The sequence below is a fragment of the Actinobacillus delphinicola genome (assembly GCF_900638385.1).
Taxonomy (GTDB): domain Bacteria; phylum Pseudomonadota; class Gammaproteobacteria; order Enterobacterales; family Pasteurellaceae; genus Actinobacillus_C; species Actinobacillus_C delphinicola.
Map to the genome: position 1 here is coordinate 1,344,377 of NZ_LR134510.1, position 15,187 is coordinate 1,359,563.

Consider the following 15,187-nt stretch of genomic DNA (forward strand, 5'->3'; position numbering starts at 1 on the left):
CACGCCTAGCCGTTCTTATTGTGTATACCTTTCCATTCTATCAAAGTGATCTTGATTTACAACGTATTAGGTGAATTTTCATCCTCGGATTTTTTTCCGAGTGTATCGCATGGCTGATCTATTTTTTATATACCCTTTATATTCCCCGTTACCCCTTATTTAACCCTTTTTATTTTTATATATATTTCAATTAGATATATATTAAATAAGGGTAAAAGGGTAAACGGGTTATAAAAATTAAAAAAATAAATATAAAATGAATAGACAAATAAAAACCGCCATATATCGGCGGTTGGTGGAGTTTATAGATTAAGCGGTTTTATGAAGAACAGTTAGATGACTTTGTGGAACAGTGTGATTGGAACACTCATCTAAAAAGTCCGTCCAGTGTTGGAGCATATTCCTACGAGCGGGTAAGTATTCAGCATGATTATAAGCTAGACGGATAGGGTCTTTATTTACGTGCGATAAAGCAAGTTCTATTAAGTCGCTATCATATTTACGTAAACCGTCTTTTGTCCTTTGCTCATTAAGCCATGTACTGCCAATGGAGCGTAATCCGTGTGCTGTTTGTTTACTTTTATAAAAGCCGTTATTTAATCGCCTTAGTGCCTTATTTGCGGTTTCACTCGAACAGGGCTTATTTGGATTGCCACGGAGCGGGAACAAATAAGGACTGTGCTTTGTATTGTTTGCTTTTATTTCTGCCAACAACGCCCGCATTTGGCGTGTAAGCGGGACTTTGTGAATTCTTCCTAGCTTACTATCTTTGTTACCTTTCAGAACGTAATAGCTCCATATTCCCGCTTTTTCGTCTATATCACTAAATTTAGCCTGTGCGGTTTCATTTGGTCGGGATAGGGTAAATAGTTGCCATAAAATTAGATAAATAGTTTGGCGGTCTAGTACAGATAAAAATAAATGCTTAAAGAATTGTGGTAACTCATCATAATGGATACATGGCTGATGTGTCGGCTTTGGCGTATCAAACATTTCCCCGACCTTTAGCAGATTATTTTGCTCTAGCAAGCCCATATTGACCGCATAATTCATTATGCTATTCATGCGTTGAATAACCCGTTTTATCGTATCGAGCTTGCCCTCTTGCTTTAATGGCTGTAAGGCTTTGATAACGTGTGTAGATTTGATCTTTTCTATGGGGACATCTTTGAATATAGGCAGTAAATGTTTGGTGATTTGTTGGTGGGCTTGTTTTGCTGTACGTTCGCCAAAATCCTTTTTAGACTTACGCCACTCAAACCAATCTTCTGCGACCTTGGCAAAGGTGTTTTGATTTTGTAATAAGCGAAGTTCTTGTTGTTCTTGCTCATATTCCTGTGGATCAATATTTTGGGCAAGTAGCCCTCTGTATTCATCTTTAATTTGGCGTGCTTGTGATAGCGATATAGTCGGGTAATTGCCGATCGTTTTTTGTGTACGCTTTTTAGTGAGGGGTTTGTAGTAGTTAAATATCCATATCTTAGAAAAATTGCCGTCTACTTTTCTTCGTACTCTAAGTTGTAAGCCTTGACCATCGTTTAATACACAATCTTGATTGATCTTCTTTATTTCCGTATCAGTGAGTGATTTACTACAACGAGCCATTTATACCCCCTATTCAGTATAAAAATGAGTTCTACTACTAAAAATTTACATTTTCTTAGTAGTAGGCAATTTTCTACTACTAAATCTACTACTAAAATCTTGGGTTACAGTGTAGCAGTTTGATTTAAGTTAAAGCAATAGGGAATACATTAGAGGCTTTATTTACAAGGGTTTTTTAAGTGCTTTGATTTAAGTTGAGTTTGTTTGATTTGAGTATAGTGGCGGTGAGAGGGGGATTCGAACCCCCGATGCGCTTTCGCACATACACGCTTTCCAGGCGTGCTCCTTCAACCACTCGGACATCTCACCGAAAAAGAATAGGCGCAAAATATAAGGGTTTCTTTGATGAGCGTCAAGCAAATTTTTTTGAAAAGGGCTAATTTTTTTGAAAAAAAGGAGTAAAATAGCCATTTTTTTGTAGTGGAGTATTAATTTTATGCTAAAGACTTGGTTGTCAAGTAAAAATGGACTTTTTGCAGTACGTCCATTTAGCGCTCTACGGGATAGTTTTCGTTTAGGTTATACGAAAAAAGATTTATTCCGTGATTTTGTAGCTGGTATAACGGTAGGGATTATCGCTATACCTCTTTCTATGGCATTAGCAATTGCGAGTGGTGTTGCGCCACAACACGGGCTTTATACTGCCATTGTTGCAGGTTTCGTTATCGCATTGTTAGGTGGTTCTCGTTTTAACATTTCTGGTCCAACTGCCGCTTTCGTTGTTATTTTATATCCGATTACGCAACAATTTGGATTAAGTGGCTTACTTATTGCAGGTTTAATGGCAGGGGTTATTCTTGTGATTATGGCGATGTTACGTCTTGGTCGCTTAATTGAGTACATTCCATTGCCAGTTACACTCGGTTTTACTTGTGGTATCGGGATTGTGATTGCAACTTTGCAAATTAAAGATTTCCTTGGTTTGCACATCGCAAAAATGCCAGCAACTTACATTGGTAAAGTTGAAGCACTTTTCCATGCATTACCGACCTTAAAAGTGGCAGATCTTGTGGTTGGTGTAATTACGTTAATCATTTTAACTCAATGGCGCCGTTTACGTTTACCAATTCCAGGACACCTTCCAGCGGTGATTATTGGTACCATCGTGGCAATGATTTTTGCACATTTTGGTTCTGAAGTTGCAACTATCGGTTCTTCTTTCACCTATACTTTACCAGATGGCACAACAGGGCAAGGTATTCCAAATGTATTACCAGAATTTTCCTTCCCGTGGAATACACCAAATGCTGATGGTACAGTAACGCATTGGACATTTGCGAAAGTACAATCTTTATTACCAGCTGCATTTTCTATGGCGGTATTAGGGGCGATTGAATCATTACTTTCAGCGGTTGTATTAGATAACATGACCAGCACCAAACACCATTCTAATAATGAATTATTAGCTCAAGGGATTGGTAATATCGTTGCACCATTTATGGGTGGGATTACAGCAACTGCAGCGATTGCACGTTCTACAGCTAACGTAAAAGCAGGTGGTTATTCTCCAATTTCAAGCGTATTCCATTCATTACTTGTACTTTGTTCAGTCGTGTTCTTCGCAAAACAACTTTCTTATTTACCATTAGCCTCAATGGCAGCTTTATTAATGGTTGTAGCTTGGAATATGGCAAACGTTGGACCAATTATTCAGCTTATTCGCCGTTCAGGACGTAGTGAAATTGCGGTACTTTTCATTTGTATCTTCCTCACCGTTGTGTTTGATATGGTGATCGCAATTACTGTTGGCGTATTACTAGCAAGTTTACTATTCATTCGTAAAATTGCAGAAATGACCAAACCAGTTGCGCAAACCGTCCCAACAGATTTAGCAGAAAATACCGTGATTTACCGTATTAATGGACCATTATTCTTTGCTGCAGCAGATAATCTTTTTGCTGAATTGCATACCAAAATTCTTGAATCCGATCATCCAGTGAAAAATATCATTTTACAATGTGATGCGGCAACCATTTTGGATGCAGGTGGTGTGCATGCTTTAATGCGTTTTGTTCAAACGCTTAAACCAGGTCAAAAATTATATATGACTAACATGCAATTCCAACCATTGCGTGCAATTGTGAAAGCAAAACATACCCCAGAAATTAAAGCGATTAATTTCAATTCAAGTCTTGATCAAGCATTGAAAAAAATTCGCCGTAAAGAAGCGAAAAATATTGAAGTGTTAGAATAAGATTAGCTTATCACTACGCCACGATTTTCGTAAAAATTTATGGAAAATCGTGGCTTTTTTTATTTTATTGCCAACCAATTTTGCATTATCTGCAAACCAAATTCCGACATAATACTTTCTGGATGAAACTGAATGCCATAAATTGGGAGAGATTTATGTTGATATGCCAGTACGACGTTATCATCGCATTGTGCGGTGACGTCTAATGGAAAATCAGACGGCATGTCTTTTACTGCCCAAGAATGATAAAGCCCCACATAAAAATCTTTAGGTAAACCTGCAAAAAGTAAAGAGGGTGCGTTTACATGACAATATTTACGTTCGCCATGTCGTGGTGCTTGTAATTGCTTTAATTCGCCACCAAAAAACTCCCATAAACTTTGATGCCCAAGACAAACACCTAGAATGGATTTAGATTGATAAAATTTATTATAAATTTCAAAAAGTTGGGGATAGGCAGAAGGCACGTCAGGTCCTGGAGAAATCAAAATATGGCTAAAAGGCTCAATCAATGCCAAATCCACTTTCTCTACATCGCAAACCTGAAAAGGAATTTCGCACTGGCGCAAAAGCTCAACGAGATTGTAAGTGAAAGAATCATGATTATTCACAAGAAAAACCGAGGGTTGCGGGGAAGTGGGTTTCATCTGCATTGCGTTTCCTTTTCAAAATTGCATAAAATGGCGCATTATCCATTGTTTTTTTGATGAGTACTAGTTTTGCAAAATTTTATTTCCCAAGCAAATATCTACGGCACAAAGCGTCAACCTTGCTTTTTTTACATTGATTTTGAACAGCAAAAACCCGTGATATTGCCCCTTGCTACGTTAGATCCTAAGCAAATCGCTTTTTCTTTCCCTGAAAAAAGGAATATCGAACCGCAATCGATTCCGATTAAATTAGAATGGAACGAGTTACCAAAGCCTATTGATTTTGAAACTTATCAGCAGGGATTTGATATCGTGCAAGCGGGTTTGAAACAGGGGAATTCGTACTTATTAAATTTAACGTTTCCTACTGAAGTTTTCCCAAATGCGACATTGGAAGAGATTTTTTATGCGACCGATGCTCCCTTTAAATTGTATGTAGCAGGGCAGTTTGTTTATTTTTCACCAGAGGCGTTTGTTAAAACACGAAATAATCAAATCATGACCTTCCCAATGAAAGGAACCCTCACCACCACCTACGAATACTTAGCCCAAGATAAAGCCGCATTACTTGCGAATGTCAAAGAGCAACGTGAGCATTATACGATTGTCGATCTGATGCGAAATGATTTGGCGATGGTGGCGCAGAATGTGCAGGTAAAACGGTTCCGCTATGTGGAAGAAATTGTGACAGGCAAAAATATTATTTTGCAAACCAGCTCAGAGATTTGTGGGGAGCTTGGCGAAAGTTGGCAAGATCGATTAGGTGATATGATCGCAAGTTTACTTCCCGCAGGATCAATCAGTGGCGCACCGAAAGAAAAAACAGTTGAGATTATCCAAAATGCCGAACGGCAAGAACGAGGCTACTACACTGGAATTTTTGGCTATTTTGATGGAGAAGATCTGCATAGTGCCGTGGCAATTCGGTTTATTGAAAAACGAGGCGAACGGTATTTTTTCCATAGTGGTGGTGGCATTACTTTGCATAGCCATGTACGGGAAGAATATGCCGAACTCCTTGCCAAAGTGCGCTTTCCGCAGCGTGAGGTCTTATGATATTTCCCCTTTTTGAAACCTTTCGTTATGAAAATGGGCAGCTTTATCATCTTGATTTTCATCAAGAACGCTACCAACGTAGCATTCGAGAATTTTTTGGAAAACATATTCACGCCCCGATTTTCGAAGAAATTTTTATGCAATTTGGGCAGTATCAGCGATTACCCGAAACGGGACTTTACCGTTTACGCTTGGCTTATAATCTGACGAAGTTTGATTTGCAAATTTTTCCTTATGAACGCAAAGTTTATCGGGCATTTAAACCGATCGTGTGTGATGACATTGATTACCACCTAAAATTCACTGATCGCCATCATTTACAAAAATTATTGCCCCCAATAGGCGAGGCAGATGAAGTGATCATCATAAAAAATGGATCCGTCACAGATTGCACGATTGGTAATTTAGTTTTCCGTTCAGGTGATAGTTGGTTTACGCCTAATACGCCACTGCTTGCGGGAACGCAACGGGCTTATTTATTGGCAACCCAGCAAATACAATCCGTATCGATTCGGCAAAATGATTTAAACCAATTTGAAGAAGTACGCCTAATTAATGCGTTAAATCCTTTAAACTTATAAAGAAAGGGTTATAATCATTTTATTTAAGTAAGGAGAAAAAAATGACAAAAATCATTCATACTGAAAAAGCACCTGCTGCGATTGGTCCTTATGTACAAGCAGTAGAAGCGGGTAATATGTTATACACCTCAGGACAAATTCCTGTCGATCCAGCAACGGGTACAGTTAGTGATGATATCGCTACTCAAGCACGTCAGTCTTTGGAAAATATCAAAGCAATCGTCGAAGAAGCAGGATTAGCGGTACGCGATATTATTAAAACTACTATTTTCGTAAAAGATCTGAATGACTTTGCAACCGTAAATGAAGTTTACCAAGCTTTCTTTAGTGCAAACAAACATCCAAGTTTCCCTGCACGTTCTTGCGTGGAAGTCGCACGTTTACCAAAAGACGTAAAAATTGAAATTGAAGCTATCGCTTTCCGTAAGTAAGTGCGATAAATCCTATTTTAAAAATCCCTCTGCTTGTTTTAAACAGAGGGATTTTTTATATGAATTGGAAAAAGAGGCAGAAAGTTTGCTTCACAATATAAATCTTGTCTATCAGATAATCATTCCAATGGTCGAACCAGTTTAAAAAATATCGCTTTTACCCTTCATTTACTTTTATCATTGTCGGCAATTTTGTGCTTAAGAAAAAATCGAAAGGATTATTATGAAACTCTCAAAACTCTCTCTCCTTTTAGTTTCACTTTATTCAGTCAATACTTTTGCAAACCCAAATGTGGTTGTGTTTGGTGATAGTTTAAGTGATATTGGTCAAAATGGTTGGTTACATGCGGCAACGTACAATATGCCAAACGGTAAGTTGAATAAACTTTATACTCAAGATATTGATCCAACATTAAAAGCCTCTACAAAAGGCGGAACAGACTACGCATTTAGCGGTGGCGTGATTGATAGTGCAAATTTTGCAAATCCAGCTGCGCTTTCTAAAGTACCAACTGTTGTTGTGTCTGGACAGATCCAACAATATCTCAAACACGGTGTCGATAAAAATGCGATGCATATTGTTTGGGCGGGCGGTAATGATATGGCTGCAATTTTAAAAGGTATCCAAGAAAAATTAGCAGACGCACTACCAACTCCTGCTCAAGTTCAAGCTGCAAAAGAAGCGATGACGAAAAAATTAACCGATCTTGGTGCGAGTTTAGAAAAAGCAGTGAAGGCAGGAAAATTACCGCCACAAAAAGCAAAAGAAATGTTAGATAGTGCAAAAGAATCTGCACAAAAACAAGCTGCAGCACAAACAAATGCTGCTGTACAAAACGCAGTTGCTAAATTGATGACACCACAAAATATCGCTTTATTAAAAGAGAAAGTGGGGACCATGGCAAAACTCATGGCACAAGATGTGGCAACTTTACAAAAAGCAGGCGTAAACCAAATTGTTTTACCAACGATTCCTAATGTCAGCATTACCCCAGAATTTCAAAAATTACTTGCAGGCGCACCACCAAGCATGCGTAGCCAAGTGGCACAAGCAGCAAGTCTTTTAACTGATTTAGTTAATCGTGCGATTACGGAAAGTGTAAATCAAGCAGGGCATAATATTGTCCGTATCAATACCAATGCATTGTTTGAAGATATGCTTAAACATCCGCAAAATTATGGCTTGAAATACATTCAAGGTGATGCGTGTGGAGATAACAGCAGTGCGGCAGGTAAATGTACCCCTGCGGTGATCGCTAAAGTAAAAGATCCAAATAGCTACCTCTTCGCTGACCCATTCCATCCAGGTCCAGTAGCTCATAAAGCTTTTGCGGATTATGTGTTAAATGTGGTGAATACACCAAAAGCCTTTGCAGTGTTACCAAGTTTATTACAACAACAAACAGAATTAAGCTTAGAACATTTACGTCACAATGATGAACTTAATTCAAACTATTCAGGTTTACAAGTAAGCGTGGCGCATGACCAAGCGAAAAATGTTCATATGACGCATTTAAATGTCGCTTTCCATTTCAATCCAAATTGGCAATGGCAAGTACAGGTGAGTGAAGGTCGCAACCATTTAGATAGTTACCAACAAACTTATTTAAGCAACCGTTCTATCGTGGCGGATACGGCATTACGTTATAACGGCGATAACTACTGGTTAGGTGCATTAGCAGGGGTAAACCGTGGTAAATTCTATACAGATCGTATGAATCAAATCGGACTTTCAACCCATGAACAACAATCACATACCACAGGTAAAGATTTCCACTTCGGTGTATATGGTGGTTATGCATGGAATTTCGATCCAATGACATTGATCGCAAGTGCGGATTTAACTCAAAGCTTCAAACATATTGAAGGCTTTAATACGGGCAACGATCCACTTATGCAAATGTATATCCAAGATCGTAACCAAAATAGCCTTGTATCAGGCGTTGAGTTAGAAACTCGTTTCCAACTTGATAGCTTTAAACCGTATGTACGTACACGTTTAAGCCGTGAATGGCATCGTTCAGTAGAATCGGTTAATGCATATTATAACGGTAGCGTATTTAGTACAGACGTAGCGAAATTAAAACCTTACACATGGAACGTCCAAGCTGGGGTACTTTACCAACCAACAGACTTACCAGTTTCAGCGAGTGTAAGTGTCGTGCGTGATCTTAAACAACCACTTTTACCACGTAATACCGTGTATCAAGCAAGTTTAAGTTACCATTTCTAATTTAATATAAAATAGAAAATTCCCTCTAAGCGCGGTGGTTTTTGCAGGTTTTTTTGCTAAAATGCACCGCGTTTTTTATTTTTATTGAGGAAAGTTTATGACGGTACTTGCACGCTACCATTCTTACGAATCTTGCGGTACGGTGGATGGTCCAGGCATTCGTTTTATTTTATTCTTACAAGGTTGCTTGATGCGATGCCAATATTGCCATAACCGTGATACTTGGGATTTGCATGGCGGAAAAGAAATTTCCGTTGAAGAGTTGATGAAAGAAGTATTGACCTATCGCCATTTTATGAATGCGACTGGAGGTGGGGTAACGGCATCAGGCGGGGAAGCAGTATTACAAGCTGAATTTGTGCGTGATTGGTTCCGTGCTTGCAAAGCAGAGGGGATTAATACCTGTTTAGATACCAACGGATTTGTACGCCACTATGATCAGGTGATTGATGAATTACTTGATGTCACCGATCTTGTTCTTCTCGATCTTAAACAACTTAATGATACCATTCATCAAAATTTGATCGGCGTATCCAATAAACGCACCTTAGAATTTGCAAAATATCTAGAAAAACGCCAAATTCCAGTGTGGATCCGCTATGTGGTTGTCCCTGGTTATACCGATTTTGATGAAGATATCCATAAGCTTGGAAAATTTGTATCAACCATGAAAAATGTTGAAAAAGTGGATCTACTACCGTATCACAAACTCGGTATGCACAAATGGGAAACCATGGGCGAAGAATATAAATTAAAAGACGTGAATCCACCAACTAAAGAAAGCCTTGAACATATCAAAGGCATTCTTGAAAGTTATGGTCTAACCGTAAAATACTAAAATCCGATAACTTGCCTAAAAAAGTGCGACCAATGGTCGCATTTTTATTTTTATATCTCTATAATGGATGAGATTTAAACGAAATGTTTCACTATTTTTAAAATTTAATAATAAAATCATGTAATTATTTGGAGAAACTTATGCGGTTAATACCTTTAATGGATGATGCTCAAGTCAGTGAATGGGCAGCAAATTATATCGTTGAACGAATCAATCAATTCCAACCTACGCCCGATCGTCCTTTTGTTCTCGGTCTCCCAACAGGCGGAACGCCACTTGCCACTTACCAAAAACTCATAAAACGCTATCAAGAAGGCAAAGTCAGTTTTAAAAATGTCGTTACTTTTAATATGGATGAATATGTTGACTTACCCGAAGATCATCCACAAAGCTATCACTATTTTATGTACCATAATTTTTTCAATCACATTGATATTCCAAAAGAAAATATTAATATCCTCAATGGCAATGCAAAAAATTATGAAGAAGAATGTAAACGTTACGAGGAAAAAATTCGCCAATATGGAAAAATTCATCTCTTTATGGGCGGAGTAGGAACGGACGGACACATTGCCTTTAACGAACCCGCATCCTCACTTTCCTCTCGTACACGCATAAAAACCCTCACTGAAGAAACCCGCATCGCAAATTCCCGCTTCTTTGACCACAATCTTGATGAAGTCCCTAAATACGCCTTAACCATTGGCGTAGGCACATTATTAGATGCAGAAGAAGTGATGTTACTTGTCACTGGATACAATAAAGCACTCGCTTTACAAGCAGGGGTAGAAGGTGCGGTAAATCATTTATGGACCGTCAGTGCGTTACAACTTCACCCACAATGCATTATTGTGTGTGATGAAGAGGCTACGCAAGAACTGAAGGTAAAAACCGTCAAATACTTTAAAGCGTTAGAACATGCAGCGATTTGCTCCGTTGCTAAAACCGAAAATTAGGAGGAAATGATGAAATATGCATTAATCAATACCACTATTTATACGGGTGAAGCCGTTTTGAAACACCATGCCGTCCTTATCGAAGGGGATAAGATCGTCGGTATTCAAAGCGAAGAATCTTTACCGCATACGCTTAAAAAAGTTGATCTAAAAGGCGCAAATCTTTGTGCGGGTTTTATCGACTTACAAATTAACGGTTGTGGCGGTGTCATGTTTAATGATGACATCAGCGTAAAAGCATTAGAAACAATGCAGAAAACCAATATTCGATCAGGGACAACCAGTTTTTTACCGACATTTATTACCGCTGCAAACGAAAAAATGTTCCAAGCCATTGATGTCGTAAAAGACTACATGCGCAAACATAAACACGAAGTACTTGGTATCCACCTCGAAGGACCTTATCTCAGCAAAGAGAAAAAAGGCGTACATCGTAGTGAATTTGTGCGTGGCATTACCCATGAAATGAAAAATGATCTTTGCGCGCGTGCGGATTACATTAAAATGCTCACCCTCGCTCCAGAAAACCCAACTGCTGAATTTATTCCTGAATTTGTAAAAGCAGGGATTGTGGTTTCGCTTGGGCATTCCAATGCTACTTTTGAACAGGCTCAAGCTGCTTTCCACGCAGGCGCAACCTGTGTCACTCACTTACATAATGCGATGTCGCCAATTAGCTCAGGTCGTGACATGGGAATGGTGGGGGCTTGCCTTTACAGTGATGGCTATGCAGGTATCATTGCGGATGGATTACATGTGACTTTTGAAAATATTGCCCTTGATAAAAAAATCAAAGGCGATCGTTTATTTGTCGTAACAGATGCCATCGCACCAGCAGGATCAGACATCAAAACTTTCCCATTTGAAGGCAAACAAATCCATGTAGAAAATGGACGTTGTGTCGATGAAAATGGCACATTAGCGGGTTCTTCTATCACCATGATTGAATCCGTTGCTAACTTAGTAAAACATGTCGGCATGAGCCTACAAGAAGCACTCCGCATGGCAAACCTTTATCCAGCACGTGCAATTCGCGTGGACGATAAATTAGGTTCTATTCATACGGGTAAAATTGCCAACTTAACGGCATTTGACCACGAATTTAACGTGACCGCTGTTGTCGTTAATGGTGAATATAAAATTTTCTAAAATGAATGAATAAAAAACGCCTCGATTACACTTAAATTCGGCTTTTATAAACAAAAGTATAAAAAAATTTAAGAAAATCGGGGCGTGATTTATTTATAAAATTAATTAGCGTGGTAGCCTTCCAAAAGATTTTGCCAGCAAGCATCATCAAAATGAATATGCATTCTGTTGACTTCTTTCAAAAAAGAACGTTGCAAGCGAGCTAAATTATCTTTTTTCCAATCATCACCTAAACGCTCACTACATTTATCAAAATCAATGAGATAAAATTTTTCATTCGGCGTATTTGCATGTTGCAACAAAATATTATGCGCATTCAAATCGGTATGGCAGACTTGATTTCGATGCAATTTTTTGACTAACGCACCAATTTCTTGCCATTGTTCAGCACGAAGTGATTGTTCTTGGAGTATCGCCGTAAGATCTTTGGCATCTTCGATTAATTCGCTAATCAAATCCGCACGATAAAATCCCCAACCGACCATATGCACATGCGCTGCAATAGGACGAGGGACCGCAAGACCTTGTTGGTGGAGTTTTTGTAAAAGGGTAAACTCCGCAAAACTACGACTCAAAGCGACATCACGGCAATAATAAAGATCTTTATTAAACTTTCCAAAAAGTCCACCACGATAATAATGGCGCAACGCAACATTCATATCCCACAGATCTTGGGTGCCAATAAACCAAGTCACACCTCGCCCACGAGCATGACCAATGATTCGTTGTGCTTTCTGCCAAGTTTGAGGCATGAAAAGGGCGAGTGAATTAGTCGTATCAATGCCGTCGGCAAGCAAAAAATAATGATTGTCTTTTGAGTACTGCATAAAATCTTCCGAAAATAGTGGCGTATCCATTGCCAGAAATTCTTAACGCGTTACGTCCGTTTCAGCACGTTGTTGAGCATAATGCTTGAATAACGCTTTTTTGGCAAGTGCTGTAACGCTATGAAAGAAAATTAATAAAACAATCAAAAAATAAAGTGGTTTTGAACCCAAAATAGCATAAGGCGTTCTGCCTGTCGTTGGTGCTACTGTATCGCTCAAACTTGTCGTAATAAATTGAGGTGCTTGTTTAATAATTTTTCCTTGTGCATTGACGAATACAGTGATGCCCGTATTTGTCGCACGAATTAATGGACGACCCAGTTCTAAGGCACGCATTTGCGCAATTTGTAAATGTTGCCATGGACCAATACTGTTCCCAAACCATGCATCATTGGAAATAGTCAAAATATAATCCGTGTTTTTACGCATGTTTTCACGCAATTGCTCACCAAACAGAATTTCATAGCAAATCGCAGGTGCAAACAAATGTTGCTGAATATGTAAATTCGCCTGCAAACGAGCGCCACTTTCAAAACTCGACATTGGCAGATTAAAAATTGTGCCTAATGAGCGTAACCATTTTTCAAGAGGAACATATTCCCCAAAAGGAACAAGATGATGTTTTACATAACGATTTTTATCTTGTAACGAATAAGGAAATTGCGGATTACCTAAATCAATAATCGAATTTTGATAATGCCCATCTTTTTCAAGACGCACAGTACCTATCACAATTTCAGTATGGCTAGCACGTGCTTTTTCAGCCATCTCTTTTAAAAATGGATAAAGTTGATGCTCATCTAAAGGTAGTGCCGATTCAGGTAAAATAATGACATCCGTTTTCCCAAGATTCTGATCAATCAAATCTTGGTAAGTATTTAAACTATGCCAAAAATACGCAGGATCCCATTTCATCTGTTGCTCAATATTTCCTTGCAATAAGGTAAAGCGTAACGCACGATCTTTATCTTCTTTTACAAAATGTAAACCTGCAGACGCATAACTTAACCCAAGAATAATCCCAAGCAGGAGAATATAAAAACCCAAAGCAACAGGGCGTTTAGGTTTTTGAATGGCTAAACGAATAAGCGTATAGAGCATTGCTGCAACCCACATCGCAAAGAATGTCAGCCCTTGTTCGCCAAAGAGTGGCGCAAGTCCTGCAAACGGACTATCAATTTGAGAATAACCAAATTGTAACCACGGAAAACCTGTAAACAGCCAGCCTCTTAAAAACTCGGTTAAAGTCCAAATCGCAGGGAAAATAGCAGGGCTTTGTACATTAAACCGCTGCACGATATAGGCAAAAAGGACAACGAATAAAGAAAGGTAAGCTGCTAGCACACCAACAAGCAAGTAGCTCAACCAAAGCGGTGCGCCACCAAAATCATGAATGCTGACGTGAATCCAATTGATTCCAAAACTAAAAAAGCTAAGTCCCCAAAGGAAACTTGCCCAAAGTGCGGTTTTACGTTGTGGATTTTTGGCGACCCAAATTAGCCCCAGTAAAGAGGGATAAGCAAGGTACCAAAGGTGAAAAGGCGAAAATGCAAAAACACCCGTAACACCACACAGCAGTGCTACGAGGTAAGGAAGTAATTTTTTCATTCAGTGGGTTCTTCTGTTTCGGTTGCGTGTTCAATTTTTTCGATGTTTTTGGTCGGCACCGTAACTCGAAGTTGAATAAGACGGCGATTATCGGCAGCAATAATTTTAAATTTAAACCCATCAAGCGTGATTTCTTCACCAGGATCAGGCAAATAACCAAATGCATTCATGACTAAGCCACCAATAGTATCGACTTCTTCATCATCAAAATGCGTTTGGAAATGCGCATTAAAATCTTCGATAGGGGTCAATGCTTTTACCGAGAAAACATGACGAGAAAGCTGGCGGATATCTTCCCCCTCATCCTCATCAAATTCATCTTCAATATCACCGACAATTTGTTCCAGAATATCCTCAATGGTCACTAGTCCAGATACTGCACCAAACTCATCAACGACAATTGCCATATGAAAACGTTCTAAACGGAAATCTTTCAACATCCGATCGACACGTTTACTTTCAGGCACAACGACCGCTGGACGGAGCATAGAAAGAAGATCGAAAGGTTTTGCATCTTTACGCAAACAAGTGAGTAAATCTTTAGCATGTAAAATCCCAAGAATATGGTCACGTTCGCCTGTAATAACAGGGAAGCGACTATGGGCAGAATGGATAATGGTATCTAAACACGCATCAAGATCTTGTGTTATCTCTATAAACACAATTTGAGAACGAGGAATCATGATATCACGCACTCGTAAATGAGCGATTTCCATGACCCCCTCAATCATTTCCCTTGTTCCCTGATCGATTAGATCATTTTGTTCTGAATCTCGAATCACTTCGACAAGTTCTTCACGATTTTTCAATTCAGTTGGGAAAAATTTATGAACGAACGATTGAAAAAAAGACGATTTTCTGTTATTTTCCGCCGGCTGTTCGCCAGAGTTTTCTGAACACTGCATAATTAATGTTGATTATAATCATTACTAAGAATGTTTCGAAAATACCACATTTTAAAAAGAATGGCTAGGGTTAAGATTCGTTATGTAGAACAGTCCTTGTAACAAGAAAAAGTATGTAAATAGTATGTAAAAACTGCAACTTTACATATCGTTA

Annotated in this window: 13 protein-coding genes and 1 tRNA gene; 8 read left to right on the forward strand and 6 right to left on the reverse strand. The window is 38.8% G+C overall.

Annotated elements, in window-relative coordinates; genetic code table 11:
- Window positions 1-309: 309 nt before the first annotated feature.
- Window positions 310-1,605, reverse strand: a complete 1,296-nt coding sequence (locus EL259_RS06370) for a tyrosine-type recombinase/integrase (RefSeq protein WP_126600038.1) — start codon at window positions 1,603-1,605, stop codon at window positions 310-312.
- Between the two features lie 219 nt (window positions 1,606-1,824).
- Window positions 1,825-1,914: transfer RNA gene (locus EL259_RS06375), tRNA-Ser, on the reverse strand.
- A gap of 127 nt (window positions 1,915-2,041) precedes the next feature.
- Between EL259_RS06375 and dauA the strand changes: the two genes are divergently transcribed.
- Window positions 2,042-3,799 carry a C4-dicarboxylic acid transporter DauA gene (dauA, locus tag EL259_RS06380; protein WP_126600040.1) on the forward strand — a complete coding sequence of 586 codons (1,758 nt, stop codon included), beginning with the start codon at window positions 2,042-2,044 and terminating at the stop codon, window positions 3,797-3,799.
- Window positions 3,800-3,858: 59 nt separating this feature from the next.
- Here the strand turns inward: dauA and EL259_RS06385 are convergent, their stop codons facing one another.
- On the reverse strand, window positions 3,859-4,452 hold the full coding sequence (locus tag EL259_RS06385) for an anthranilate synthase component II (protein ID WP_232019028.1): 594 nt from the start codon (window positions 4,450-4,452) through the stop codon (window positions 3,859-3,861).
- Window positions 4,453-4,518: 66 nt separating this feature from the next.
- Here EL259_RS06385 and EL259_RS06390 point away from each other — a divergent pair, with 66 nt between their 5' ends.
- From EL259_RS06390 to nagA, 7 genes are all read left to right on the forward strand, one after another.
- Entirely contained in the window at window positions 4,519-5,505 is a 987-nt protein-coding gene (locus EL259_RS06390; protein WP_126600042.1) for an aminodeoxychorismate synthase component I, read from the forward strand.
- On the forward strand, window positions 5,502-6,086 hold the full coding sequence (locus EL259_RS06395; protein WP_126600044.1) for an aminotransferase class IV family protein: 585 nt from the start codon (window positions 5,502-5,504) through the stop codon (window positions 6,084-6,086). Before EL259_RS06390 ends, EL259_RS06395 begins: the two co-directional genes overlap by 4 nt.
- Window positions 6,087-6,127: 41 nt before the next feature.
- Entirely contained in the window at window positions 6,128-6,517 is a 390-nt protein-coding gene (locus tag EL259_RS06400; RefSeq protein WP_126600046.1) for a RidA family protein, read from the forward strand.
- Between the two features lie 223 nt (window positions 6,518-6,740).
- Window positions 6,741-8,750, forward strand: a complete 2,010-nt coding sequence (locus EL259_RS06405) for an SGNH/GDSL hydrolase family protein (protein ID WP_126600048.1) — start codon at window positions 6,741-6,743, stop codon at window positions 8,748-8,750.
- Between the two features lie 97 nt (window positions 8,751-8,847).
- Complete coding sequence (pflA, locus tag EL259_RS06410) at window positions 8,848-9,588, forward strand: pyruvate formate lyase 1-activating protein (protein WP_126600050.1); 741 nt, start codon at window positions 8,848-8,850, stop codon at window positions 9,586-9,588.
- A 140-nt stretch (window positions 9,589-9,728) separates the two neighbouring features.
- Window positions 9,729-10,544: a glucosamine-6-phosphate deaminase gene (nagB, locus tag EL259_RS06415; protein WP_126600052.1), complete on the forward strand. Its 816-nt coding sequence runs from the start codon at window positions 9,729-9,731 to the stop codon at window positions 10,542-10,544.
- A 9-nt stretch (window positions 10,545-10,553) separates the two neighbouring features.
- Complete coding sequence (gene nagA, locus EL259_RS06420; RefSeq protein ID WP_126600898.1) at window positions 10,554-11,693, forward strand: N-acetylglucosamine-6-phosphate deacetylase; 1,140 nt, start codon at window positions 10,554-10,556, stop codon at window positions 11,691-11,693.
- Window positions 11,694-11,794: 101 nt separating this feature from the next.
- Here the strand turns inward: nagA and EL259_RS06425 are convergent, their stop codons facing one another.
- The 3 genes from EL259_RS06425 to corC are packed head-to-tail and all read right to left on the reverse strand — an operon-like array spanning window position 11,795 to window position 15,033.
- Window positions 11,795-12,520, reverse strand: coding sequence for a 3-deoxy-D-manno-octulosonic acid kinase (locus EL259_RS06425; protein ID WP_126600054.1), 726 nt, complete (start codon window positions 12,518-12,520; stop codon window positions 11,795-11,797).
- A gap of 42 nt (window positions 12,521-12,562) precedes the next feature.
- Window positions 12,563-14,128 (reverse strand): apolipoprotein N-acyltransferase, encoded by a 1,566-nt coding sequence (lnt, locus tag EL259_RS06430; protein WP_126600056.1) that lies wholly within the window; start codon window positions 14,126-14,128, stop codon window positions 12,563-12,565.
- Window positions 14,125-15,033: a CNNM family magnesium/cobalt transport protein CorC gene (gene corC / locus EL259_RS06435; protein WP_126600058.1), complete on the reverse strand. Its 909-nt coding sequence runs from the start codon at window positions 15,031-15,033 to the stop codon at window positions 14,125-14,127. Before corC ends, lnt begins: the two co-directional genes overlap by 4 nt.
- Window positions 15,034-15,187: the final 154 nt, after the last annotated feature.

Bases quoted from the DNA above. Each gene is read 5' to 3' on its own strand.
- EL259_RS06395 (WP_126600044.1), top strand. From the start codon at position 5,502: ATGATATTTCCCCTTTTTGAAACCTTTCGTTATGAAAATGGGCAGCTT.
- pflA (WP_126600050.1), top strand. From the start codon at position 8,848: ATGACGGTACTTGCACGCTACCATTCTTACGAATCTTGCGGTACGGTG.
- EL259_RS06405 (WP_126600048.1), top strand. From the start codon at position 6,741: ATGAAACTCTCAAAACTCTCTCTCCTTTTAGTTTCACTTTATTCAGTC.
- nagB (WP_126600052.1), top strand. From the start codon at position 9,729: ATGCGGTTAATACCTTTAATGGATGATGCTCAAGTCAGTGAATGGGCA.
- EL259_RS06370 (WP_126600038.1), bottom strand. From the start codon at position 1,605: ATGGCTCGTTGTAGTAAATCACTCACTGATACGGAAATAAAGAAGATC.
- EL259_RS06385 (WP_232019028.1), bottom strand. From the start codon at position 4,452: ATGCAGATGAAACCCACTTCCCCGCAACCCTCGGTTTTTCTTGTGAAT.
- lnt (WP_126600056.1), bottom strand. From the start codon at position 14,128: ATGAAAAAATTACTTCCTTACCTCGTAGCACTGCTGTGTGGTGTTACG.
- EL259_RS06425 (WP_126600054.1), bottom strand. From the start codon at position 12,520: ATGCAGTACTCAAAAGACAATCATTATTTTTTGCTTGCCGACGGCATT.
- corC (WP_126600058.1), bottom strand. From the start codon at position 15,033: ATGCAGTGTTCAGAAAACTCTGGCGAACAGCCGGCGGAAAATAACAGA.
- dauA (WP_126600040.1), top strand. From the start codon at position 2,042: ATGCTAAAGACTTGGTTGTCAAGTAAAAATGGACTTTTTGCAGTACGT.
- EL259_RS06400 (WP_126600046.1), top strand. From the start codon at position 6,128: ATGACAAAAATCATTCATACTGAAAAAGCACCTGCTGCGATTGGTCCT.
- nagA (WP_126600898.1), top strand. From the start codon at position 10,554: ATGAAATATGCATTAATCAATACCACTATTTATACGGGTGAAGCCGTT.